This window comes from Hymenobacter sp. IS2118, from assembly GCF_000715495.1.
Classification (GTDB): Bacteria; Bacteroidota; Bacteroidia; order Cytophagales; family Hymenobacteraceae; genus Hymenobacter.
In genome coordinates, this window is the sequence record NZ_JNLX01000147.1 from 1 (window position 1) to 21,478 (window position 21,478).

The 21,478-nt window shown below is 62.9% G+C and carries 17 protein-coding genes, 1 tRNA gene and 1 riboswitch; of the genes, 10 read left to right on the top strand and 8 right to left on the bottom strand.

All coding sequences use genetic code 11. The features are described 5' to 3' along the window. From GM79_RS14075 to GM79_RS14095, 5 genes are all read left to right on the top strand, one after another. Nucleotides 1-1,859: SusC/RagA family TonB-linked outer membrane protein (locus GM79_RS14075; protein WP_035564937.1), on the top strand; the 1,859-nt coding region annotated here is incomplete at its 5' end. A 135-nt stretch (nt 1,860-1,994) separates the two neighbouring features. After that, nucleotides 1,995-3,623: a RagB/SusD family nutrient uptake outer membrane protein gene (locus GM79_RS14080; protein WP_035564938.1), complete on the top strand. Its 1,629-nt coding sequence runs from the start codon at nt 1,995-1,997 to the stop codon at nt 3,621-3,623. Nucleotides 3,624-4,044: 421 nt separating this feature from the next. Further along, nucleotides 4,045-5,202, top strand: coding sequence for a T9SS type A sorting domain-containing protein (locus tag GM79_RS14085; RefSeq protein ID WP_035564940.1), 1,158 nt, complete (start codon nt 4,045-4,047; stop codon nt 5,200-5,202). A gap of 60 nt (nt 5,203-5,262) precedes the next feature. Beyond that, nucleotides 5,263-7,374 carry a glycoside hydrolase family 97 protein gene (locus tag GM79_RS14090; RefSeq protein ID WP_035564942.1) on the top strand — a complete coding sequence of 704 codons (2,112 nt, stop codon included), beginning with the start codon at nt 5,263-5,265 and terminating at the stop codon, nt 7,372-7,374. A gap of 199 nt (nt 7,375-7,573) precedes the next feature. Beyond that, a complete protein-coding gene (locus tag GM79_RS14095; RefSeq protein WP_235184067.1) occupies nt 7,574-8,989 on the top strand; it encodes an alpha-amylase family glycosyl hydrolase in 1,416 nt (471 codons plus the stop codon). Nucleotides 8,990-9,124: 135 nt separating this feature from the next. Here GM79_RS14095 and GM79_RS14100 read toward each other — a convergent pair. Beyond that, nucleotides 9,125-9,197, bottom strand: a tRNA-Gly gene (locus tag GM79_RS14100). A gap of 99 nt (nt 9,198-9,296) precedes the next feature. Here GM79_RS14100 and GM79_RS14105 point away from each other — a divergent pair. The 3 genes from GM79_RS14105 to GM79_RS14115 are packed head-to-tail and all read left to right on the top strand — an operon-like array spanning nt 9,297 to nt 11,232. After that, a complete protein-coding gene (locus GM79_RS14105; protein ID WP_152559997.1) occupies nt 9,297-9,572 on the top strand; it encodes a hypothetical protein in 276 nt (91 codons plus the stop codon). Nucleotides 9,573-9,601: 29 nt separating this feature from the next. Then, the gene (locus GM79_RS14110; protein ID WP_051718904.1) at nt 9,602-10,147 is read left to right on the top strand and encodes a GNAT family N-acetyltransferase; all 546 of its coding nucleotides are present in this window, start codon (nt 9,602-9,604) and stop codon (nt 10,145-10,147) included. Between the two features lie 23 nt (nt 10,148-10,170). Then, entirely contained in the window at nt 10,171-11,232 is a 1,062-nt protein-coding gene (locus tag GM79_RS14115) for a hypothetical protein (protein WP_152559998.1), read from the top strand. Nucleotides 11,233-11,392: 160 nt separating this feature from the next. On the opposite strand, the gene GM79_RS14120 is transcribed toward GM79_RS14115, so the two are convergent. Continuing rightward, nucleotides 11,393-13,702, bottom strand: coding sequence for a B12-binding domain-containing radical SAM protein (locus GM79_RS14120; RefSeq protein WP_035564952.1), 2,310 nt, complete (start codon nt 13,700-13,702; stop codon nt 11,393-11,395). A gap of 229 nt (nt 13,703-13,931) precedes the next feature. Between GM79_RS14120 and GM79_RS14125 the strand changes: the two genes are divergently transcribed. Next, the gene (locus GM79_RS14125) at nt 13,932-14,285 is read left to right on the top strand and encodes a four-helix bundle copper-binding protein (protein WP_051718905.1); all 354 of its coding nucleotides are present in this window, start codon (nt 13,932-13,934) and stop codon (nt 14,283-14,285) included. An 80-nt stretch (nt 14,286-14,365) separates the two neighbouring features. Here GM79_RS14125 and GM79_RS14130 read toward each other — a convergent pair whose 3' ends face one another. The 3 genes from GM79_RS14130 to GM79_RS14135 are packed head-to-tail and all read right to left on the bottom strand — an operon-like array spanning nt 14,366 to nt 15,960. Next, complete coding sequence (locus GM79_RS14130; RefSeq protein WP_035565005.1) at nt 14,366-14,938, bottom strand: helix-turn-helix domain-containing protein; 573 nt, start codon at nt 14,936-14,938, stop codon at nt 14,366-14,368. A 5-nt stretch (nt 14,939-14,943) separates the two neighbouring features. Next, nucleotides 14,944-15,303 carry a hypothetical protein gene (locus GM79_RS24945; protein WP_152559999.1) on the bottom strand — a complete coding sequence of 120 codons (360 nt, stop codon included), beginning with the start codon at nt 15,301-15,303 and terminating at the stop codon, nt 14,944-14,946. A gap of 54 nt (nt 15,304-15,357) precedes the next feature. Continuing rightward, nucleotides 15,358-15,960, bottom strand: coding sequence for a thioredoxin family protein (locus GM79_RS14135; RefSeq protein WP_035564955.1), 603 nt, complete (start codon nt 15,958-15,960; stop codon nt 15,358-15,360). A gap of 157 nt (nt 15,961-16,117) precedes the next feature. On the opposite strand from GM79_RS14135, the gene GM79_RS14140 reads away from it, so the two are divergent. Further along, nucleotides 16,118-16,396, top strand: coding sequence for a hypothetical protein (locus tag GM79_RS14140; RefSeq protein WP_152560000.1), 279 nt, complete (start codon nt 16,118-16,120; stop codon nt 16,394-16,396). Nucleotides 16,397-16,676: 280 nt separating this feature from the next. Here the strand turns inward: GM79_RS14140 and GM79_RS14145 are convergent, their stop codons facing one another. From GM79_RS14145 to GM79_RS14155, 3 genes are all read right to left on the bottom strand, one after another. After that, nucleotides 16,677-17,750: a DUF5074 domain-containing protein gene (locus tag GM79_RS14145; RefSeq protein ID WP_035564960.1), complete on the bottom strand. Its 1,074-nt coding sequence runs from the start codon at nt 17,748-17,750 to the stop codon at nt 16,677-16,679. Between the two features lie 196 nt (nt 17,751-17,946). Beyond that, entirely contained in the window at nt 17,947-19,956 is a 2,010-nt protein-coding gene (locus GM79_RS14150; RefSeq protein ID WP_035564963.1) for a TonB-dependent receptor, read from the bottom strand. Between the two features lie 159 nt (nt 19,957-20,115). Then, a riboswitch (cobalamin riboswitch) is annotated at nt 20,116-20,340 on the bottom strand. 67 nt (nt 20,341-20,407) lie between these two features. After that, nucleotides 20,408-21,262 carry a transporter gene (locus tag GM79_RS14155; protein ID WP_161787183.1) on the bottom strand — a complete coding sequence of 285 codons (855 nt, stop codon included), beginning with the start codon at nt 21,260-21,262 and terminating at the stop codon, nt 20,408-20,410. Nucleotides 21,263-21,478 lie beyond the last annotated feature (216 nt).

Below are 21,478 nucleotides of genomic sequence, written 5' to 3' on the forward strand. Positions count from 1 at the left end.
CCGCGCGCTTCAACCCTACGCAGCCCATTCGCAGCGGCAACGACGCCCTGAACGGCTATTTTGAGTGGCTGGACCCGGCCGATGGCGCCACGCCGTATTCGCTGGCCGACCGCAACCCGGTGGCCCGCCTCAACGACAAGCGCGACCGCAGCACGGTGCTCCGCAGCATCGGCAACGTGCAGCTCGATTACTCGCTGCACTTCCTGCCCGACCTGCACGCCAACGTGAACCTGGGCTACGACATTTCGCGCAGCGCCGGCACGGTAGACATTCCGGCCTCGTCGTCGCTGGCCTACGTGGCCGACCCGTTGCTGCGGGGCGAAATGCGCCAGTACCAGCAAGAAAAAAACAACAAGCTGCTCGAAACCTACCTCAACTACACCAAGCAAATCGGCGACCACCGGATAGAGGCGCTGGCGGGCTACTCGTACCAGGACTTTTACACCTACAGCCCGTTCTACTTCACGCTCACGGCGGCGGGCACGCGGCGCGACCCTACGGCCCCGGCCGGCAACCCTTTCAAGACGCAGTACACGCTGCTCTCTTATTACGGGCGGGTGAATTACAACTTCAAGAGCAAATACCTGCTCACGGGTACGCTGCGGGCTGACGCTTCGTCGCGCTTCAGCCCCGAAACGCGCTGGGGCTACTTCCCGGCGGGCTCGGCGGCCTGGCGCATCAACCAGGAAGATTTTCTGGTCGATTCCAAAACCGTATCGGACCTGAAGCTGCGCGTGAGCTACGGCATCACGGGACAGCAGGACGTGGCGGGCGTGGCCGGCGACTACCCTTACCTGGGTGGCTACAAGCAGGAGGGCGGCTCGGTGCGGCAAATTCTCGGCAACGACACCATTTTCACGCTACGCCCCGCGCCCTACGACCGCAACCTGAAATGGGAGGAAACCACGACCTACGACGCGGGCGTCGATTTCGGCTTGTTCAGCAACCGCCTCACCGGCTCGGTGGACGTGTACCTGCGCAAAACCAACGACCTGCTGGCCGTGATTCCCATCAGCGTGGGCACCAACTTCAGCAACACGCTGCTCACCAACATCGGCAACCTGGAAAACCGGGGCGTGGAGCTGGCCCTGAACTACGACGTGCTGCGCGGCGAGCGCCTGAGCTGGTCGGTGAATTTCAACGCGACCATGAACCGCAGCAAAATCACGAAGCTGACCCAGGTGGAAGACCCCGCCTACCAAGGCACGCCCATCGGCAACGTGGGTAACTTCCAGTTTGTGCAGATAAATACCGTGGGGTACGCGCCCAACACCTTCTTCCTGTATAAGCAGAAGTACGACGACAACGGCCGGCCGGTGCAAGGCCCCACCAACAGCGCCAGCCCCCTGCAATATGAGGACCTGAACGGCGACGGCGAGATTAACGAGCGCGACCGGGTGCGCTCGGAGTCGCCCGCTCCGAAAGCCATTCTCGGCTTTAGCTCGAACCTGAGCTACGGCAAAGCCACGCTGGCCTTCACGCTGCGCTCCAACCTCGGCGGCTTCGTGTACAACAACGTGGACGCCGGCCAGGGCAACTACTACGGCCTGAACACCGGCCTGGGCTACTCGGCCAACGTGGTGCCCAACATCTACCTGAGCGGCTTCCGCGCCGGGCAGCCCTACAGCGACTTCTACCTGCAAAATGCCTCCTTCGCGCGCCTCCAGAACGTGACGCTGGGCTACGATTTCGGCAGCCTGGTGAAAGCCGGCTCCAACCTCCAGGTAACGCTGGCCGGCACCAACCTGCTGGTGCTCACCAAATACACCGGCCTCGACCCGGAGCGCGCCTTCGGCATCGACAGCAACTTTTACCCGCTGCCCCGCACCCTCACGCTGGGCGTCAACCTGGGCTTCTAGGTCAGTTGCTGGTTGTTAGTTGCCAGTTGTTAGATATTGATTGTCAGAATATTCAATCAATATAAGCTCAATGACTAACAACCGCTAACTAGCAACTGACAACTAAAAACCGACAACTAAAAACTAACCACTATCATGAAATCCCACCCCATCCTGCGCCGCACCGGCCTGGCCGTAGCCCTGGCAGCGGCCGCGCTCACGGGCGGCCTGGCCTCCTGCACCAAGGACCTCGACCGTCTGCCTTTCTACGACCTTAATACCGAGTCGGTGTACCGCGACCCGGCCAACCACATTCGGGTGCTGGCCAAGCTCTACGCCGGCTTCAACCTCTCGGGCGACCCCGGCCAGCCCGACGTGTTTGCCGGGCAGGGCAAGGACGAGGGCGAAACCTCCTACCTGCGGGCCTACTGGTACCTGCAGGAGCTGGTGAGCGACGAGGCCGTGGTGGCCTGGAACAGCGTGCCTTTGCAGGAGCTGAACCGCACCACCTGGTCGTCGAGCAACGACCTTATCAACAACAGCTACACCCGCATTTTTTACGAAATCACGCTCTGCAACGAGTTTATTCGCGAAACCAGCGACGACAAGCTCAGCACCCGCGGCATTACCGGCGTTGATGCTGAAAAAGCCCGCACCTTCCGGGCCGAGGCGCGGTTTCTGCGAGCCCTGGCCTACTACCACGCCCTCGACCTGTACGGCAATGTGCCCTTCGTGACCGAGGCCGACGAGCCCGGCAAGAACCTGCCCAGGCAAACCACCCGCGCGGCCCTCTTTGCCTACCTCGAAACCGAGCTAAAGAGCATGGAAGCCGGGCTGCTGCCGGCCCACTCGGCGCCCTACGGCCGCGCCGACCAGGGTGCCGCCTGGGCGCTGCTGGCTAAAATGTACCTCAATGCCGAGGTGTACACCGGCACGGCCCGCTACACCGACTGCCTCACCTACTGCAACAAGCTCACGGCCGGCAACTACGCGCTGGCCCCGCAATACCGGCTGCTGTTTCTGGCCGATAACAACGTGACGGCGGCCTCGGAAATCATCTTTCCCATCACCAGCGACGGGCGCGCTTCCCAGAGCTACGGCGGCACCACCTACCTCGTGCACGCCGCCATTGGCGGGCGCATGCTGGGCAGCGCCTTTGGCGTGAACAGCGGCTGGGCCGGCAACCGCACCCGCAAAAACCTGCCCCAGCTTTTCCCCGGCGTTCCGGGCCAGTTTGATACCCGCGCCATGTTCTTCACCAACGGTCAGAACCTGGAAATCAACGACCTGACCCTCTTTACCGATGGCTACGGCGTGACGAAGTGGCGGAATAAAACCTCCACCGGCGCCGACGGCTCGGACCCCGGCGGCACATTTGTGGACACGGATTTCCCGCTCTTCCGCCTCGGCGACGTGTACCTGATGTATGCCGAAGCCGTGCTGCGCGGCGGCACCGGCGGCAGCCCCGCACAGGCGCTAACCTACGTGAACGCCCTGCGCGACCGCGCCTACGGCAACACCGGCGGCGCCACGGCCGGCCGCATCACCGCCGCCGAGCTGACGACTGATTTCATGCTCGCCGAGCGCGGCCGGGAGCTGTACTGGGAAGGCTCGCGCCGCACCGACCTGGTGCGTTTTGGCAAGTTCACGAGTGGCAATTACGTGTGGCCCTGGAAAGGCGGCGTACGCGACGGCCAGGGCATCGACCCCAAATTCAACCTGTACCCGCTGCCTTCGGCTGACATCGTGGCCAACCCCACGCTGGTGCAAAACCCAGGCTACTAAGCGGTAGTGCAAAAGTAATCGCAGCAAAAAAGGGGTCATGCTGAGCTTGTCGAAGCATCTCTACCGCACCGTTGAAACCGTCCAATGTTGCGGTAGAGATGCTTCGGCTGCGCTCAGCATGACAACAGACAACTAGCAATCAGCAACTACCTCCCCCAAATAGCTACTTCCGGTTCAGGACTTAGGGCTGGCCCTCCACGGGTGGGAAACCGGGTGGGAACCTCGGATGGCACTGGTACTGCCAGCTTCTGGAGGCCCGCCAGTTCCTAAGTTCTGAACCGGAGAAGGCGGCTAAAATCAGCCGGCCAATCAATCAAAGTCTTCTTAATTTTTTTGATTTTCAACCACCTAATCAATGGCTATCAGCTCAAGGCTGACGGCTAATTCCGCACTCATCATCACCCTTTCACTTTTTTAAACCATGAAAAAAACCACTACCCTCGCCCTCGCTGCTGCCCTCACGGCGGCTACGCTCAGCGCTCAGGCGCAGATTACCCTGGACGGCGTTATTACGGCCGCCGAAATTGGCGCTACGCCGGGCAAGTACGCCTCGCTGGGCGCATTCACGACGCCACACGTGGGCGACAAGGGCTTTGGCTTTGCCGGTCTGCTGCGCCTATACGGCGCCAACAGCAGCGGCAAGCTCTATATCGGCCTAGCCGGCACCATCGAGAACGGGGGCAACAACTTCCAGCTTTACATGGATTTGCCCGGCAAAAGTGGGGTGCCCGTGGGCACGGGCCTGCCCGCCATCGCGGGCACCAGTACGGTATTTGGCACCTTTGAAAAGGGCGGCATCGGCGGCACTAAGCTGGAGTTGGAAGCCGATGCGGCCATTGCCACCACCGGCAACGGCGACGTGCAGGCCGCCATCTACACGGCCACGACGGGCGTGGCCAAGTCGCTCGGCGACGGCCTGAGCACCGCAATTACCAAAGACGGCGTGCCCAGCACCGTGGACGGCGCCCAGACCACCGGCGCCTACAGCCTGTTTGCGGGCACCCGCGTGGCCTACCTGGCTCCCACGGGCAACATCACCACTAACCCTGGCAACGATAATGGGGGCGGCGCCGGCTCCTACGCGCTGGAATACGAGTTTGACCGCGCCGCGCTGGGCCTGCCCTCGGGCGCATCCATCGTGCGCGTGTTCGCAGCATATGTGAGCGGCGACGCCTTCTGGTCGTCGGATGTGATTCCCGAAATTCCCGGCAACGGCAACAACAACCTAGAATTCAGCCCCGATTTCACGGCCTTAGCCGGCACCCAGGCCGCTACCGTGAACGTGACCGTGCTCAGCAACCGCAAAGCCGATGAGGCCGTGGTGGCCCTGAGCGTGTTCCCGAACCCCTCGCAGGGCGAATCCACGGTGGTTTACCAGGTGCAGGGTAGCGCCCAGAACGTGGTAGTGCGCGTCACTGATTTGGTGGGCCGCGAGGTGCGCACCTTCGTGGAGGCCCGGCAGCGGGTGGGCTTTCACGAGTTGAAGGTGGCCACCGGCGACCTGGCCGTGGGCGCCTACCTGGTGAAGGTGCAGGTGGGCGACAAAGTAGCTACCCGGCGCCTGGCGGTAACCCGTTAGAATAGTGAGCAGTGAGCAGTGAGCAATTAACTGTTAATTAGAATCCGATTTATCGCAATTATGAGAAACTACCTGCTGCTAATGCTGCTTACGGCCGGCCACCTGGTCCAGGCGCAGGCCGTCGGGCCGCTGACTGCCCGCCTGGACCAGGTGCGCCTGACGTTTGCCCTGGGAGCGGATGGGCGGCCCGGCTACGCCATTTCGTTCGGCACGAAGCCCGTGATTGCGCCCTCGCACCTGGGCCTTTCCTTTGCCGATGGCCAGGGTTTTGACGGGCCGCTGGTAGTGACGGGCAGCGAAACGAAGAACGTGGACGAAACCTGGCAGCCGGTCTGGGGCGAGGTGAAGAGCATTCGCAACCACTACCAGCAGCTTACGGTGCACCTGCGCCAGCCGGCGGCGCCCGGCCGCTTGCTCGACGTGGTGTTTCGGGTGTTTGCCGATGGCGTGGGCTTCCGCTACGAGCTTCCGGCGCAGCCCAACCTGGCCTATTTCACGGTGCAGGACGAGCACACCGAGTTCAACCTGCCCGCCAACCACAAAGCGTTCTGGATTCCGGGCGACTACGATTCCAACGAATATACCTACACCACCAGCCGCCTGAGCGCGGTGAACACCACGCCCATTGAGGCCATTCAGCAGAAGGCGGCGCCCCACCGGGTGCAAACCCCGCTCCTACTCAAGTCCGATGACGGGCTGTACGTCAACATTCACGAAGCCGCGCTGGTGAACTACCCGGCCCTGATGCTGAACGTAGACCCGCAAACCTTCTGCCTCAGCAGCCAGCTCGTGCCCGATGCCACGGGCGCCAAAGCCTACCTGCAGGCGCCGGAGCACACGCCCTGGCGCACCGTGGTAGTGGCCGACAACGCGCCCGCCCTGCTCACCAGCAAGCTGATTCTGAACCTCAACGAGCCCAGCAAGCTCTCCGAAACCAGCTGGATTCAGCCCCAGAAATTTGTGGGCGTGTGGTGGGAAATGCACGTGAACCGCGCCACCTGGAACTACGCCGACACCAGCAACATCAAGCTGGCCGGCACCAACTGGGCCGGCCTGAAAGCCAACGGCCGCCACGGCGCCAACACCGCCAACGTGAAGCGCTACATCGACTTTGCCGCGCAGCACCACATTCAGGGCGTGCTGGTGGAGGGCTGGAACGTGGGCTGGGAGGACTGGGCCAATAACTGGAAGGAGGAGGTGTTTGACTTCGTGACGCCGTATCCGGATTTCGACGTGAGCGAATTGCAGCGCTACGCCGCCGGCAAGGGCGTCAAGCTCATCATGCACCACGAAACCAGCAGCTCGGTTACCAACTACGAGCGCCGCCAGCCCGCCGCCTACCAATTCATGAAACAGTACGGCTATGACGCCGTGAAAACCGGCTACGTGGGCCGCATCATTCCGCGCGGCGAGCACCACGACGGGCAGTGGATGGTGAACCACTACAACCGCACGGCCCAGCTCACGGCCGACAACCACATTATGGTGGACATGCACGAGGCCGTGCGCCCCACCGGCCTGCACCGCACCTACCCCAACTGGATGGCCAGCGAGGCCGCCCGCGGCAACGAGTTCAACGCCTGGAGCAGCGGCAACCCGCCCGAGCACGAAACCATCCTGCCCTTCACCCGCCTCATGGGCGGCCCGATGGACTACACGCCCGGCATCTTCCAAATCAAGCTCGATGACTGGAACCCGGCCCGCAATCAGGGCAAGCAGGTGCACACCACCCTGGCCAAGCAGCTGGCCCTGTACGTGACCCTGTATTCGCCCCTGCAAATGGCCGCCGACCTGCCCGAAGCCTACGAAAAACACCCCGACGCCTTTCGCTTCATCGAAGACGTGGCCGTGGACTGGGACGACACCCGCGTGCTGGCCGCCGAGCCGGGCGACTACCTCACCACCGTGCGCAAGGCCAAGGGCAAAGACGAGTGGTACCTAGGCAGCATCACCGACGAAAACGCCCGCACCCAACCCATCAAGCTGAATTTTCTCACGCCCGGCCAGCGTTACGAAGCCACCATCTACGCCGATGGCAAGGGCGCCGACTGGCAGAAGAACCCGATGGCCTACCGCATCAGCCGGCAGGTGGTCACCAGCAAATCGGCCCTCACGCTGCGGCTGGCGCCCGGCGGCGGCACGGCAATCAGCTTCAAGCCGCTGAAAAAGTAGGGTTGGAAGCTTTTTTCAAGACTCATACACTACTTTTTTATCCGTTTTTCTCGCAGAGGCCCGCAGAGGGGAAAACGCAGAGGTTCGCAGAGTTTCAACGGCCACCTCTGCGGACCTCTGCGGTTTTTCCTCTGCGGACCTCTGCGAGAAATACGCATCCAGTTACCTCCCCTAAGTTTCGCCAAATCATCCCTTTAATATGATGTCCTTCCGTCGTATTCTATTCAACAATTGCCTGGCCCTGCTCGCAGCCGGCAGCCTGCTCACGGGCTGCAAAGCCGACGTTCCGAAGCCGCCGCCCGTGGTGGTGACGCCCCCGCCGACCCCCGACGCGACGCCGCCCCAGTACGGCACGCCCTTCGCTGGGGTGCCCGACCGCGCCGACGCGGTGATGTATCAGGTAAACATGCGGGCCTTCAGCCAAACCGCCAACTTTGCCGGCGTCACGGCCCGGCTCGATTCCATTAAGGACGTGGGCGTGAATGTGCTTTACCTTATGCCCATTTACCCCGTGGGCCAGTTGCGCGGGGTGAACTCGCCCTACGCCGTGCGCGACTACCGGGCCGTGAACCCGGAGTTTGGCAACCTGGCCGACCTGCGCACGCTGGTGGACGCCGCCCACGCCCGCGGCCTGACCGTGATGTTGGACTGGGTGGCCAATCACACCGCCTTCGACCATTCTTGGATTACGGAGCACCCCGACTGGTACCAGAAAAACGCGGCCGGCGCCATCATCTCGCCCTCCAACAACGGCATCACTTACAACGACGTGGCTCAGCTGAATTTCGACAGCCGGCCCATGCGCCTGGAGATGATTTCGGCGATGAAATCCTGGGTGTACACGGCCAACGTGGACGGCTTCCGCTTCGATTACAGCGACTTCCAGCCCAACGACTTCTGGAAGCAGGCCACCGACACGCTCCGCAGCATCAAAACCCACAAGCTGCTGCTGCTGGCCGAAGGTACCCGCGCCTCCAACTTCGCGTCGGGCTTCGACTACAACTTCGGATTCGGGTTCTACGGCGGCATCTACAACGTGTACCGCAACGGTGCGCCGGCCAGCACCTTCGACGCCCTCAATACCAGCGAGTACGTGGGCGCCACGGGCACCCAGCAAGTAGTACGCTACACCACCAACCACGACGTGAACGGCTCGGACGGCACGCCGCCCGCCCTGTTTGGCGGCAAGGCGGGCGCCATGTCGGCCTTCGTCATCGCCGCGCTCTACAAGGGCGTACCAATGGTTTACAACGGCCAGGAAGCCGGCATGACCACGGCCATCCCCTTCCCTTTCACCTCCGTGAAAGTGCAGTGGGGCGCCAACCCCGACGTGAAGCGCGCCTACCAGCAGCTACTGGCGGCCCGCGCGGCCAGCCCCGCCCTGCGCCGGGGCACGCCCACGCCCTACAGCACGACCAGCGTGTGCGCCTTCACCAAAACTGCCGGCACCGAGCAAGCCCTCGTACTGGTGAATGTGCGCAATGCGGGCACCGTTTACACCCTGCCCGCAGCCTTGGCCAACTCTACGTGGACCAATGCCTTGCAAGGCAACACTGTTTCGCTCGGCACCGAGGTTGTGCTGCCCGCCTACGGCTATCTGGTGCTGAGGAAGTAAGCTGATATCAACGCCAATGCCGAATGGATTGGCTGTCGTCATGTCCCCGAAGCAACATACTCCAGTGCTTTGGCCAACCGGCAGTACTCAAAACCAAAACAGCCACCCCGTTTCGGAGTGGCTGTTTTGGTTTTGAGCGAGAAACGAGGCTCGAACTCGCGACCCTCAGCTTGGGAAGCTGATGCTCTACCAACTGAGCTACTCTCGCGGGGTGACTTGGTAGCACGAAATTACGCCAAAGAACCGGATAAGCAACCCGCTTCGAGCGCGGCCCCAACTCCCTACGGCGACGGCCCGTATGCTCAACATGTCCAAAGCCACTCGCCCCCTTGCCCCGTCTACCCGCCGCCTGGTGGGCCTGCTGCTGCTGCTAAGCGGGGCGCTCATGGGCCTGGGGCTGCTGCTCAAGGTGGGCATTGCCGTGTATAGCTGGAGCGCCCTGGGCTCGGACAGCCCGGACGCCACCAAGCTGTCCCTCAACCTGGTAGGGCTGCTGGCCAGCGGACTGTTGATGCGTATGGGCCTGCGGATGCGCCGCCGCCTCACCCCCAGCCAGGAACGCGAAGCCAACGAAATAGTGTAAATCGGCGGGCGCTGTTCGACCTTTGTGTTATGTCATCACCCCTGCGCATTTCCCTGGCCAAGGCCAACCCCGTTACCGCCGCCCAACTCGCTGACCTGGGCCGGCGCACGTTTCAGGATACCTTTGCGGCCACCAATACTCCAGCCGACATGGCTACCTACCTGGGCCAGACCTTCGGGCCGGATATCCAGCTGGCGGAGCTACAGGACCGCGAAAATACCTTTTTGCTGGCTCATATGCAGGCCGAGCTGGTGGGCTACGCCAAGCTGCGCGATAACTCCGCCCTGGGCCTGACTGACGGGCAGGACCCCGCCGGCCGCCTCGAGATTGAGCGCCTGTACGTGCGCGACGACTGGCAAGGCACCGGCCTGGGCGCGGCACTCATGCGGGGCATTCTGGCCCTGGCCGAGCAGCTGCACTGCGCCGCCGTGGTGCTGGGCGTGTGGGAAAAGAACGAGCGGGCCCGTGCTTTCTACCAGCGCTTCGGCTTTCGCGAAATCGGGCAGCACGAATTTCGGTTGGGCCAGGACCTTCAGAACGACCTTATTCTGCGCAAAGGCCTGGCCGGGCGCTAAACCGGCTACTTTTGGAAATGCCTATGCCTGCATTGATGCGTTTGATGAGTACTTATGGCGGCCGACTGGCCCGGTTTGCAGCCCTGCTGGGCTTGGGCGGACAGCTAGCCGGCTGCCAGTCCCAACCAGACGCTGAGGCTGCTTCTCCCCCGCCCGTCGGGCACTACGAGGGCAGCCTTACGGTAGCCGGCCAGCCCGAAATCCGCGCTGCGCTCGACATCCGGCATCCCAGTCCCGGCCACTACGAAGCCGAGCTGACCGTGCCCGCCCTCGGCACCCTCAGCTTCGTGGCCGACACCATCTTCTTTCGCGATAAGCAATTACAGCTCAAGCGGCCGGCGCGGCCCGGCCAGGTGCTCACCCTGACGCGGGAAGGCGACTTCTGGCGTGGCTCCCTGCAACTGGATTCCACCAGGGCCGAGGTTATTCTGCTGAAGCGTGGGGCGCCCACACCCAGCACCTACCGCGTCGAGGAGCTCCCCCAGGACAACGGTTCGGCCTGGCTCTATGCTCCTTCCGATACCGGCACGCCGGGGGCCGCCCTGCTGCTCCTGCCCGATGCGGCCACCGCCCCGGCCGCGCCGCTGTGGGCCGATGCCCTGGCCCGTGAGGGTTTTATCGTACTGGTGCTGCCGGCCGCCGACTCGGCCGCGGCACCGGCCGAAACCCCGCGCCTGCAAACAGCCCTACAGTTGCTTCGCGACACGCCCGGCGCCGATACCGCCAGCATTGGCGTGTGGGCGGCTGGCGGCCGGGCGGCAGTGATGGCGCAGGTATTGGCCACGCCGGATGGCCAGCGCCCGGCCTTTTTCGTCGCGCAGAATGCCACCGTTGACGCGGCCGGGCGGGAGGCTTTCCGAGCGCTAAAGCAGCGCAAGCTGCCCGTGCTGGGCTTGTACGGCGGTTCGGCTGCGACCCAGCAAATGGTCGCGCTCCGCAACGCCCTGGGCGGGCGCCGGGCCACTGTGCATACCTACCGCGCCACCGGCCCCGACCTGCTGGTTGCCGGAAGTATCAGCCCTGGTTTCGGCCCCGGCCTACCCACCGAAATAGTGGAATGGCTGCGCGGTGCCACGGCGCAGTAGCCACGGCATCGCCTCGGATTGGCCCGTTCCTTTCAAGCTGACAGTCTATACCGCTCCGACAGAAACTCGCAGCCCTGTAGCAGCCAAACTCTGCGAACCTCTGCGTTTTCTCCTCTGCGTGCCTCTGCGGGAAATCCGCCCGCAAGGCACGGCAGGCACGTCAAATAAGCAGCAAGCCTTTTTCCCGCAGCAGCTGCCACGCCGGGCCTGGCAAAAATGCCTCGAAGGAGCCTTCGCCAGCCGGAAAAGTAGCGCTGGCTTCTTTCAGCAGCATTTTGGTGTCGTAGTCGCAGCTGAGCTGGGTGAGGAGCTGATGCAGCCAACGGCCAACCGCTTCGGTGGTTTTCACTTCAAAATCCTCGGCCTGCTCGTAGCAGGTGAGCACGGCGCGCGGCGCCTTTTTGCCGGGTTCGATACGGATTTCCGGCGCGTTGCCGAGCCAGAAGAGGCGTTGGTTTTGCCGGGCAAAGTCAGGTTTTTCGGGGGCTTGCAGGGCCTGCTGCACGAGGTGACGCGGGGTGGTTGGCCGGGGCGTTTTGAAGTCGAACCAGCGGGCCAGCGGTTCGTCCAGCGCCACGGCGTGCAGGTAGTTGTAGAGCGACTTGGCCAGGCCGGGACCGAAGGCTTCGTGGTCGGCGCCCAACGGGTCGTCGTGCCACAGGTCGTTCCAGGCGAAGCCGGCGGGCTCGGGGCCAATGGCGGCCACTTGGTACTTGGCCGGGTTCTTCCCCACGGGCGAGTGGGCCGTCATCGAAAATCGGTGCCAGTAGCCGCTTTGCACTACGCCAGCGGCAAAGAGCTGGCGCACCACTTCGAGGCTGTCCACGGTTTCCTGCGCGGTTTGGGTGGGGAAGCCGTACATCAGATAGGCGTGCACCATGATGCCGGCCTGCGTGAAACCGTCGGCCACGCGGGCCACCTGCGCAATGGTTACGCCCTTTTCCATGAGCGCCAAAAGCCGGTCTGAAGCCACTTCCAGGCCGCCCGAAATGGCAATGCAGCCCGAGGCGGCCAGCAACCGGCAAAGGTCGGGCGAGAAGGTTTTTTCAAACCGGATATTGCCCCACCAGGTGATGGCTACGCGGCGCTTGAGCAGCTCCACGGCCAGGTCGCGCAGGGCCAGGGGCGGCGCAGCTTCATCCACGAAATGGAAACCGGTTTGGCCAGTTTGCTTAATAATCTGCTCGATGCGGTCCACCAGCAAAGTGCTGGGCGCGGTTTCGTAGCGGGAAATGTAGTCCAAGGTGACATCGCAGAACGAGCAGCGCTTCCAATAGCAGCCGTGGGCCACAGTGAGCTTATTCCAGCGGCCGTCGCTCCAGAGGCGGTGCATGGGGTTCAGCACCTCCAGCACCGAGAGGTACTCGGTCAGCGGCAAATCGGAGTAGTCGGGCGTGCCCACTTCGTGGTGCGGCACATCGGGGTGCGGGTGGTTGATGTACTGAATTTGGCCGGATTCGTCGCGCAGAAAGGTGCGCTGAAGGAGCAGCGCTTCTGGTCGGTCATGCTGAGCTTGCCGAAGCATCTCTACCGGGGGAGTAATCAAATCCCCATTCCGACGAAGCGGTAGAGATGCTTCGGCAAGCTCAGCATGACGGGATTTTTCCCAGTTCGAACCACTCAAATAATCCAACAAACGCAGCCATGGGCCTTCGCCATCGTCCAGGGTCAGGTAATCGATATAATCGAAAAACCGGGGCTCCTGAATGGTGCGCAACTCCGTGTTGGGGTAGCCGCCGCCCATAATGGTGACGGTGGCGGGGCTGGTTTGCTTGATGCGCTGAGCCAGTCGCAGGGCACCGTAGAGGTTGCCGGGAAAGGGCACCGTGAAGCCCACCACGTCGGGCTGCACGCGGGCCAGCAGGGCGTCCAGCTCCTCCAGCAGCAGACGGTCGAGCAGGTTGGGGGCGGCGGCCAGGGCTTCGTGCAGGGGCTCGAAGCTGGTGGCGGAAAGGGCCAGCTTTTCGGCGTAGCGCGAGAAGCCGAAGTGCGGCCCCACGGTTTCCTTGATGAGGTCGGCGAGGTCTTCGAGGTAGAGCGTGGCCAGGTGCCGGGCCTGGTCGGTGAGGCCCATCGTGCCGAAGGCGGTTTCCAGGTCGGCCACGTTGTCGAAGCGGCTGGCTTCGGGCAAAAAGCGGCCGTGGCAGATACGCGGGGCCAGCGTGAGGTCCTTGTTTTGCAAAAACCGGATAACCGGCGTAATGGTGGACAAGTAGCGGTTTTGCAGGCGCAGCATACGCTTGGCATTATCGCTCAGGTCGAAACCACCGGCTTCAATTTCAGCAAAAACCTGCTTCAGACCATCCGTCGAAAACAGCCGCAGCACCAGCTGCAAGCCCATATCGGCCTGCGTTACCTGGTAGCCGCGCCCGCCCAGAAACCCCTTGATGTAGGCCGTGGCCGGGTACGGGGTGTTGAGCTGCGTGAGCGGCGGCGTGAGGAGCAGGATGCGGGGCGAGACAGTGGACACGGCAGCAACTAACCCGGCAAGGGGGGCCGGGGTTCATTTCGGGCAAATGTCGGGCATAGTTGATGGTATGGCGCGGGGGCCATGCCCAAAACCGGCCGCAATACGGCCACTTCCGCATGCCAATGACTAAATTCTGTTGGGTCACGGCGCAAATTCTGTATATCCCGTCTGCTACCCTGTCCGTAAAACATTGGATAACAATTACTTTTTTTCACCGAACCCTTTCCAGATGAATCATCCCGCTGCTTCCCCCCGCACCCGCAAAGACAACCGCGCCGTGATTGACGCCCTCAGCCGCTGCATCGCGGCCTGCGAAATGTGTGCCGACGCCTGCCTCGACGAGAACGATACCAAGATGATGGTGCCCTGCATCCGCCTCGACCGCGACTGCGCCGACATCTGCCGCCTCACGGCCGCTTTCATCGCCCGCGGCTCCGACCACGCGCAGCACGTGCTCAAGGAGTGCATGGAGATTTGTCAGAAATGCCACGACGAGTGCTCCCAGCACCAGCACGACCACTGCCAGCAGTGCGCGGCCGCCTGCAAAGCCTGCCTCGAAGCCTGCCGCGCCTACGCCGCCTAAGCTTTTATCGGGCAGAAAAACAAAAAAAGGCGACCCTGTACAGGGTCGCCTTTTTTGCGTTCAAATTTGCTGGAATAAGCCTACGCAATGGCGTCGAGCGACACGCGCTCGGGCAGCATCAGGCGGCGAAATTCGCTTACCGAATAACCTGTTACCTGCCGGAACTGATTGCTCAGGTGCTGGCCCGAGCTGTAGCGCATCTGGTCAGCTATCTGGTTCAGCGTCAGCTCGCCGTAGCTGAGCAGCTCCTTCACTCGCTCGATTTTGAGGCGAATCAAGTACTTCTCGATGGTGAGGTGGGCGGTGCGCGAAAACACCTTGCTCAGGTGCGAGTAGGTGGCCGCAAACCGGTCGGTAAGAAAGGCCGACGTGGTGAGGGGCGAGCGCGCCGTGCGCAGGTGCTCCAGGTAGTCGGCCAGCACGGTTTTTATTTGTTCGGTGAGCTGCTCGGCCCGACCCAGTAGCAGTTCGAAGCCGGCGGCGTGCAGCAGCGAAGCCAGGACTTCGGGGTTGGCGGGGGCAGCTTCGTCAAGCTCGGCCACGCCCAGGGTCACGGCTTTGGGATGGTAGCCGGCGCGTTCCAACAAGTTTTGCACGGCTTCGACGCACCGGGGGCACACCATATTTTTGATATGCAGTAGGTTGTTTTTCAAGGTCTTTAACGTGTTTCGGGCCGCCGTGAGGGGGCCGGTGAAGAAAAAGAGCGATTTGCCGGAGAGCCACTGCCCGTCCGGCGCGGACGCGGCACCGGCGAAGAAGCCTCCGCCCAACCACGCCCAAACCAGTGCTCAGTAGCCCAGGTTACGAAAGGCACCACGGCCAGAAACGTAACCGCGAGCAGCCAGAACAGTACGAGAAACGCAGAAAAAAGTCGACTAAAGAAGTAGTCACTCACCCCAAACAAGTAAACGACCAGCATTAGTGCCAATAGCAGGCTGATGCCAGCCAATACCGCCACCCGCGACCATTGCCAGGCGGCAATGCTTTTTTGAATACGCTGGGGGAAGGAAACGGGCATCAGTTGAAAATTGGGAAGGTGAAAATAGGAAATAAAATTGATTGATTCCGCATGCTACCCCAGCAAAGCCAGCAGCTCCTGCTGCACCGCCTGCCCATTACTGGTGGTGTACCATTCGTTCATGGTTTTAACTATTTCGTTGGTATGCAGGTCTTTATTGGCGTGCAACTCCTTGGCCAGCTTCTGGGCCTCGGCGGGCCGGGGCCCCCAGTCGCCCAATGTTTCACCGGTGGCTAAGTCGCGCCGAATGAGCTTGGGGATGCTGTTGCCACCGTTGGTTTGGTGTGCGGCCATCAGGTCGGGGTGGTCAGAGCGCAGCACCACGTACAGCGCCACGCGGCCCGCGCTTTCGTCGACCAGGTGCGCCAGGATGGGCAGTACATGAGCGGTGTCGCCGCACCAGGCTTCGGCCAATACCAGCCAGAGCTCGGGTTGGGGCAGATGGGCCAACTGCTGCACCAGGGCGGGCAGCAGCGGCATGGCGTAGGTATTATCGAGGTGGTGCTGGTTCTGCTTGGTGTAGCGGACGAGGCCGGGATTTTGGTCGGGGCCCGTGGTGCGGCCCTCGTCGGAGAGCGTGCCCACCAGCTCGCGAAACTGGGCGTAGGTGTAAGCGGGCGCGGGCACGGTAGCGGGCAGCGGCGACGAATCGGACATAGGAAGCGGAGTTGAAAATAGCCGAACCAGGCGCAACCAAACGCCCGCGGCTGTTGCTACAACCCTACCTCGTACGTAAGGTTCGGGTTGCGCGGCGGCGAGTTATTTTTCTACCTTGCGCCCCCGCTGGCTCTTCACTTCTTCACTTACGCTCTTCATGCAGTTTAAATACCTATTCCGCCCCTTCGCCTTGGCCTGCGCCCTCACCGCCACCCTCAGCGGCTGCAGCTCTGGCACCACCGACGGCGACACCAACGTGGAACGCGGCTCCAACAAGCGGAGGCCCACCACCACCACTGCCCCTGGCACCCCGGCCGGCGATTCGGCCACTTCCGGCCTGAACCGTGAAACCGGCCCCCACCAGCCCACCGGTAAAGAGGTCTACAAAGCCGCCGCCGACGCCAAAGACCGCAACCACGACGGCATTGCCGACTAAAACGACAGGTTCCCGCAGCCCGTCGCCCCACAAAAAAAGGCCCTTACCAAACGGTAAGGGCCTTTCCTTTTTCGCAGAGTTAAGGATGAGGTTGGTAGAAAGAGAATGTGGTAGAAGAGCGGGCGTGGAAACAGGAAGGACTCAGTTATTAGTTGGCAGCTGTTGGTCATCAGGGATTTTTATTTCCCGAAAATCAACAACAATTCACTGATAAACAATCAATTAGTGAATAATTTTACGTAGCGATGGCGCGCGCCAGCCTGTTGGTGCGTAACAGCAGTTAGTAAAACACGAACCCGTTGGGGCCCACCTTCACTTCAAACGAGTCGATGGCCACGCCCGTGGGCTGGTAGCGGATGAAGCGGCCGTTGTTGGTGAAGCTGGGTGTGACGGCGGCAAAAACCGTGTTGTCGCGCGGGTCAATGGCAAAGCCAGTGAAGCTGCGGCGAATGAAGGGCGCGGTGGGCAGGGCCGTGGCGGCGGTGCTCATCTGGTATTCGGCGCTACCGAAAGCGTAGTAGAGCTGGTCTTTGGCCGGGCTGATGCGCAGCTGGCCGGGGCTGCTGGTACCGGGGAAGCTCAGCTTGAACTGGGACGTGGGGTTGCGGGGGTTGAAGCGCACGAGCGCACCGTTCGAAACCCGGGTGAGCGTGTAGGGTGGCACGCTCAGGTAGGTCACGAAGCCGGAGCAGAGCACCCACACGTTGCCGTCCTTATCGACCACCATGCTCGACGGCCCGTCGGGCACCGTGAACGTGGACGTTACTTCGGCCGAGGCTTCGTCCACGATGGAAACGGTGTTATCCAGGCTGTTGGGCACGTAGATGCGGCCATCCAGGGCCAGCAATTGCTCAGGGTTGCGGCCCACCGGCACGCTTTTGATGACGGTATTGGTGGTGAGGTCGAGGATGCTGAGCACGCCCGGTAGGTAGCCGGTGAAGGGCCCGCGCCACTCCGTCACGTAGCCGCGGGTGGCCGAAGTAGAAGTAAAATAGCGCGGCTCACTGAGCCCGGAAATGGTCCCGGCCGTCTTGAAGTCGGGCAGTGTCACCACTTCAATCTTCTTCGAGGCATTCACCACGATGTAGCCGCGGTTGCCCTGCACGCCCATGCTCTGTACCACGTCGCCGAGCTTGGCGCCGTTGTTGGCACTGCCAAAGGCATCCACCGTCAGGCTTTTAGTGGCTTTGTCGAACACGCTCACCGCGCCATCGCCACCGCCAAACTGGCCCTCGCTGAGCACGAAAACGCCCGTAGTAGGCGCAGGCGCCGGCACTACCACATCCGGGCCTTTGGGGTCGCAGGCAGCCAGCAAAGCCAGCCCCGCGAAAAGGAAAAAAAACTGTTTTTTCATGGAAAACGCACCGATTTCAGCCGGCAGAGTAAAGTGGGAAAAGTGAGGTTGATTTTTAAGGCGTGATAGTTTTGAAGCAGTTTAGAATGTCCGCTTTTATCATCCTGAGCATGCTGCGATTCAAGCAGCGACGAAGGATGACAACGTTTTTATAATCAGAATGAAAGCTTGCAGCTTAAAGCCCGTGGCTCAGAGCCTACTTCCAGCTCACCCGCAGGCTGCCGCCCACCGTGCGCGGCGGCGCCGGCCGGCCCGGATAGCTGTCGTAGGCTTGGTTGAGCAGGTTGGCGGCCTGCACCAGCACCAGCAGACTGGTGCAGGCCGGCCCCGGCAGCGTGCGCCCCACCGTGGCCCCGAGCAGCCCGGTGCCGGGCAGAAAATCATCCCCCGAAGCATTGATGTAGCGGAAGCTGGTGAAGGCCAGCGTGCCGCTCAGCAGCCAGTCGCGCCAGCGGTGGTCGGTGCTGAAACTGGCCTGGTGCAGGGGCACAAACGCCAACTGCACGCCCACGGGGTCGGAATCGGCGGCAGTGCCCTGGGTTTTGCGGGTGTCGGTGAGGTGGTAGGCCAGCTGGGCGCCGCCGGTGTAGCGGCCCCGGCGCTGGCGCAGCGCCATGCTGGCTTCCAAGCCCTGGCTGCGTACCTGGCGCAGGTTGCGCGGGCTCCAGATGCCGGTGCCGGTCGCGGGCAGCCACTGCACCCAGTCGTCCACATCCTGCCGGAAGACCGTCAGCTCGGTTTCCAGGGTGGTGGCGCGGCCCCAGCCCAAGCGGTGGCGCAGCCCGGCTTCCGCCCCAAATCCCGACTCGGAGCGTAGGTTGGGGTTGCCGCCCGGCAGCCAGTACCGCTCGTTGAGGGTGGGCGCCCGGTAGCTGCGCGCCGCGCTGGCTTTGGCGGTGAGTGACTGGGTGAGGGAGTAGCTGAGTGAGTCATTATCAGTTCGCAGCAGGTCCCACTCCAGGCCCACTGTGGGCGTGAGCGGGGCCAGGCCAGCGGGCAGGGCGGCCTGGCGCAGGTTCGCCGAAAGGCGCAGGGCCGGTTGGGGGTCGTAGCGCAGCAGGGCGAAGGCAGCGGCCCGGTTCTCGGTGATGGTTTGGGAGCCGTAACCGCCCACCAGGGCGGCAAAGTGCTGGGCTTCGGCGCCCAGGCGCAAGCTACCGCGGGCGCCCAGCGCGGCGGTGTGCTCGGCCTGCATTTGGGTGGTGCGTACGCGCGAATTGCTTGGGGCGCCGCCGTCGCGGTAGTCGATAATGTCTTCGAACCAGGCGCCGCGCACGGCCCATTGCCGGCGGGCGGCCACGTGGCGGTAGCCCAGCACGAGGCGGCGGCTTTGGTCGCGCTCGCGGGCCTGGGTACCCGTCACGTTCACGCCGGACTGGATTTCGCGGTCGGCATCGGTGAGCCAGGCGGCGGCGGTGACCTCGCCGGCCGCGCCCACGCGCCAGGCCACGTCGGGGCTGATGCTCCACTGGTGGCGCAGCGCCGCGTTGCGCAGGGTGTAGCGTACGGGGCCACGGGCTTCGCGCAGCAGGTAGGAGTAGTTATTATGGGCCTGGCGGTAGCTGGCGGCCACCCGCACGGCCACGGTGGGCGTGGCGGCGCGGGCCTCCAGGCTGCCGCCCAGCAGCCCAAAGCTGCCAGCATCCGCCTGCATGCTGCCCCGGACGCCGGGCCGCCAGTCAGGGTCATTGTTGAGGAGCACGGCGCCACCCACGGCCCCGCTGCCGTAGAGCGCGGCCGCCGGCCCAGGCTGCACCGACACGCGCGTATTGGCCCCCACCGGCAGCAGGGCAAAATCGTTCTGGCCCAGGGTGGGCAGCATGATATTCAACCCGTTCCAGAGCACGGCGGTGTGCTGGGCCGAGGTGCCGCGCAGGGCAATGGTGGCCAGCTGGCCGGGGCCGTAGTTTTTCAGAATGAGCGGGGTGCGGGCCTGGAGCACGTCGGCCAGGTTGGCGCCGCGGTACTGGGCCAACACGGCCGAATCCAGCTCGAAGCGGCGGCTGCCCACGGCAAACCGCTCGGGGCCCACGGCGCGCACCCGCACTTCGGCCAGGCGCTGCAGCCGCTGGCTAAGGCGGGCCGAATCGGCGGGCGTGGCCACCGGACCGGGGCGCTGCTGCCCAACGGCCAGACCGGGCACCACCAGCAGCACCCACAGCAGGGCCCGCCGCCAAGCAGCGCGTCCAAGATTAAAAAAATGCATCCGAATCAAATTTTCGATAAAGAAAATTCGATTCAAAACCCGTCGCCGCCGCCTTCAGACGAAGGAAGCCACTGCCGGACCGAGGCCGAAAAACAGTTGTAAAATCAGCGACCCGGAGGCCGCTGCTGCTCTCTTTCTCCATCCGTCCTCCGCGAATGCTGAACCTATGAATGTCCGGGCAGGTCTCCTGGCTTGCTCCGCCGGGTGGGCCGCCTTCCCATTCAGTGCTGGGTTTTCGGAGCGAAAACCAGCGGCGAACAGTGGCGTGTGGGCCCACCCCGATGTGGAGCGTACAGTTGCGGGGACAGCTCCGGCATTGAACCGGATTCCCTTTTCAGCCGCGCCCCGCAATTAGGGTCTGGCACCTTGACGGCCCAAAGGTAGGTCGTAACGGGTACACCGACAGCCTCACTGGGGCGGGGGGCGCGAACAGCAGCGTTCGCACGGCCGCTTAGCGCCGCAGGGTAACGCCCACAAAGTATTCCTGGTCGCTGAGGCGGTTCAGGGCAATGTGGGTGCCGGCGTCCAGCTGCACGTTGGGCGTCAGCTTCAGAAGCGGGGCAATGTTGAAAGAGGCTTCCCACCGACGCTCAAGCGTGCTCCACTGAGCGACGCCTTCGGTGATGAGGCCGAGCTTTTTGGTGATGTCGTAGGCCAGGGCTACGGATGGGAAAAGCTGCAGGTAGTGGCTGGCCTGCTCCCGGTCGTAGTCGAGGTCGCTTGCCATCTGCACGCCTAAGTTGGCCTTGTTACTCAGTTCGATGTCGGTGGTGACCAAAAAGCCGTATTCCGGGCCACCCTGGCCGACGAGGCCGCCGCTGGGCAGGCGCACTAGGCCAATAGCGGCCAGGGCAAATGTGCCGTCCTGCTTGTCGCCCAGGAAGTTGTGCTTGACGCGAAAGGTGAGGTCGCCGAAGGCCGCGTTGCGCTGCTCCCAGGTGCGGGCATCGGCGGGGCGTTGCTTGGCCACGGTGTAGAGGGGCAGTTCCAGCTGCACGTCGGTGCGGCGGCTGAGGCCGAATTTTAGCATGGTGTAGGCCATGCGCCATTCGCGGCTGCGCTCCTCATTGCCCTTGCCGCTATTGCGGAGGCGGAGGGCATCCAGCTCCAGCTGCACATGGCCGGCATCCACGGTAAAAGCGCTTTCGGTGATGCCGGGCCGGTCGGGCTGCAGCTCGCGCAGGAGGTTGCGGGGCACGGGTTTGCGCCAGCTGTAACTAGCCGAGTCGTAGGGCGAGGTCGCGGGCGTTTCCTGAGCGTAAGCACCCAGCGGCAGCAGGTACAAGCACCATAAAATATGTTTCATGCCGCTTCTACGCGCCTGAGTTGAGTTCGGCTGGCCGAGTGCCGGGCTCTGTAGCAGCTTTAGAGTTAAGCCTCTGGAATGAAGCCGCTGCAAAAAAGTTGTCATGCTCATCTGGCGTCCGCTTGTCGAAGTATCTCTACTGCAAGGATTGAATGGCCGTTCAACGGTGCGGTAGAGATGCTTCGGCTGCGCTCAGCATGACAAACGGAATGGGAA

What these genes read in the sequence shown, in the direction of transcription:
- GM79_RS14080 (WP_035564938.1), top strand. Translation starts at nt 1,995, where the DNA reads ATGAAATCCCACCCCATCCTGCGCCGCACCGGCCTGGCCGTAGCCCTG.
- GM79_RS14085 (WP_035564940.1), top strand. Translation starts at nt 4,045, where the DNA reads ATGAAAAAAACCACTACCCTCGCCCTCGCTGCTGCCCTCACGGCGGCT.
- GM79_RS14145 (WP_035564960.1), bottom strand. Translation starts at nt 17,750, where the DNA reads ATGAAAAAACAGTTTTTTTTCCTTTTCGCGGGGCTGGCTTTGCTGGCT.
- GM79_RS14125 (WP_051718905.1), top strand. Translation starts at nt 13,932, where the DNA reads ATGAATCATCCCGCTGCTTCCCCCCGCACCCGCAAAGACAACCGCGCC.
- GM79_RS24945 (WP_152559999.1), bottom strand. Translation starts at nt 15,303, where the DNA reads ATGCCCGTTTCCTTCCCCCAGCGTATTCAAAAAAGCATTGCCGCCTGG.
- GM79_RS14110 (WP_051718904.1), top strand. Translation starts at nt 9,602, where the DNA reads ATGTCATCACCCCTGCGCATTTCCCTGGCCAAGGCCAACCCCGTTACC.
- GM79_RS14150 (WP_035564963.1), bottom strand. Translation starts at nt 19,956, where the DNA reads ATGCATTTTTTTAATCTTGGACGCGCTGCTTGGCGGCGGGCCCTGCTG.
- GM79_RS14090 (WP_035564942.1), top strand. Translation starts at nt 5,263, where the DNA reads ATGAGAAACTACCTGCTGCTAATGCTGCTTACGGCCGGCCACCTGGTC.
- GM79_RS14105 (WP_152559997.1), top strand. Translation starts at nt 9,297, where the DNA reads ATGTCCAAAGCCACTCGCCCCCTTGCCCCGTCTACCCGCCGCCTGGTG.
- GM79_RS14140 (WP_152560000.1), top strand. Translation starts at nt 16,118, where the DNA reads ATGCAGTTTAAATACCTATTCCGCCCCTTCGCCTTGGCCTGCGCCCTC.
- GM79_RS14135 (WP_035564955.1), bottom strand. Translation starts at nt 15,960, where the DNA reads ATGTCCGATTCGTCGCCGCTGCCCGCTACCGTGCCCGCGCCCGCTTAC.
- GM79_RS14095 (WP_235184067.1), top strand. Translation starts at nt 7,574, where the DNA reads ATGATGTCCTTCCGTCGTATTCTATTCAACAATTGCCTGGCCCTGCTC.
- GM79_RS14155 (WP_161787183.1), bottom strand. Translation starts at nt 21,262, where the DNA reads ATGAAACATATTTTATGGTGCTTGTACCTGCTGCCGCTGGGTGCTTAC.
- GM79_RS14115 (WP_152559998.1), top strand. Translation starts at nt 10,171, where the DNA reads ATGCCTGCATTGATGCGTTTGATGAGTACTTATGGCGGCCGACTGGCC.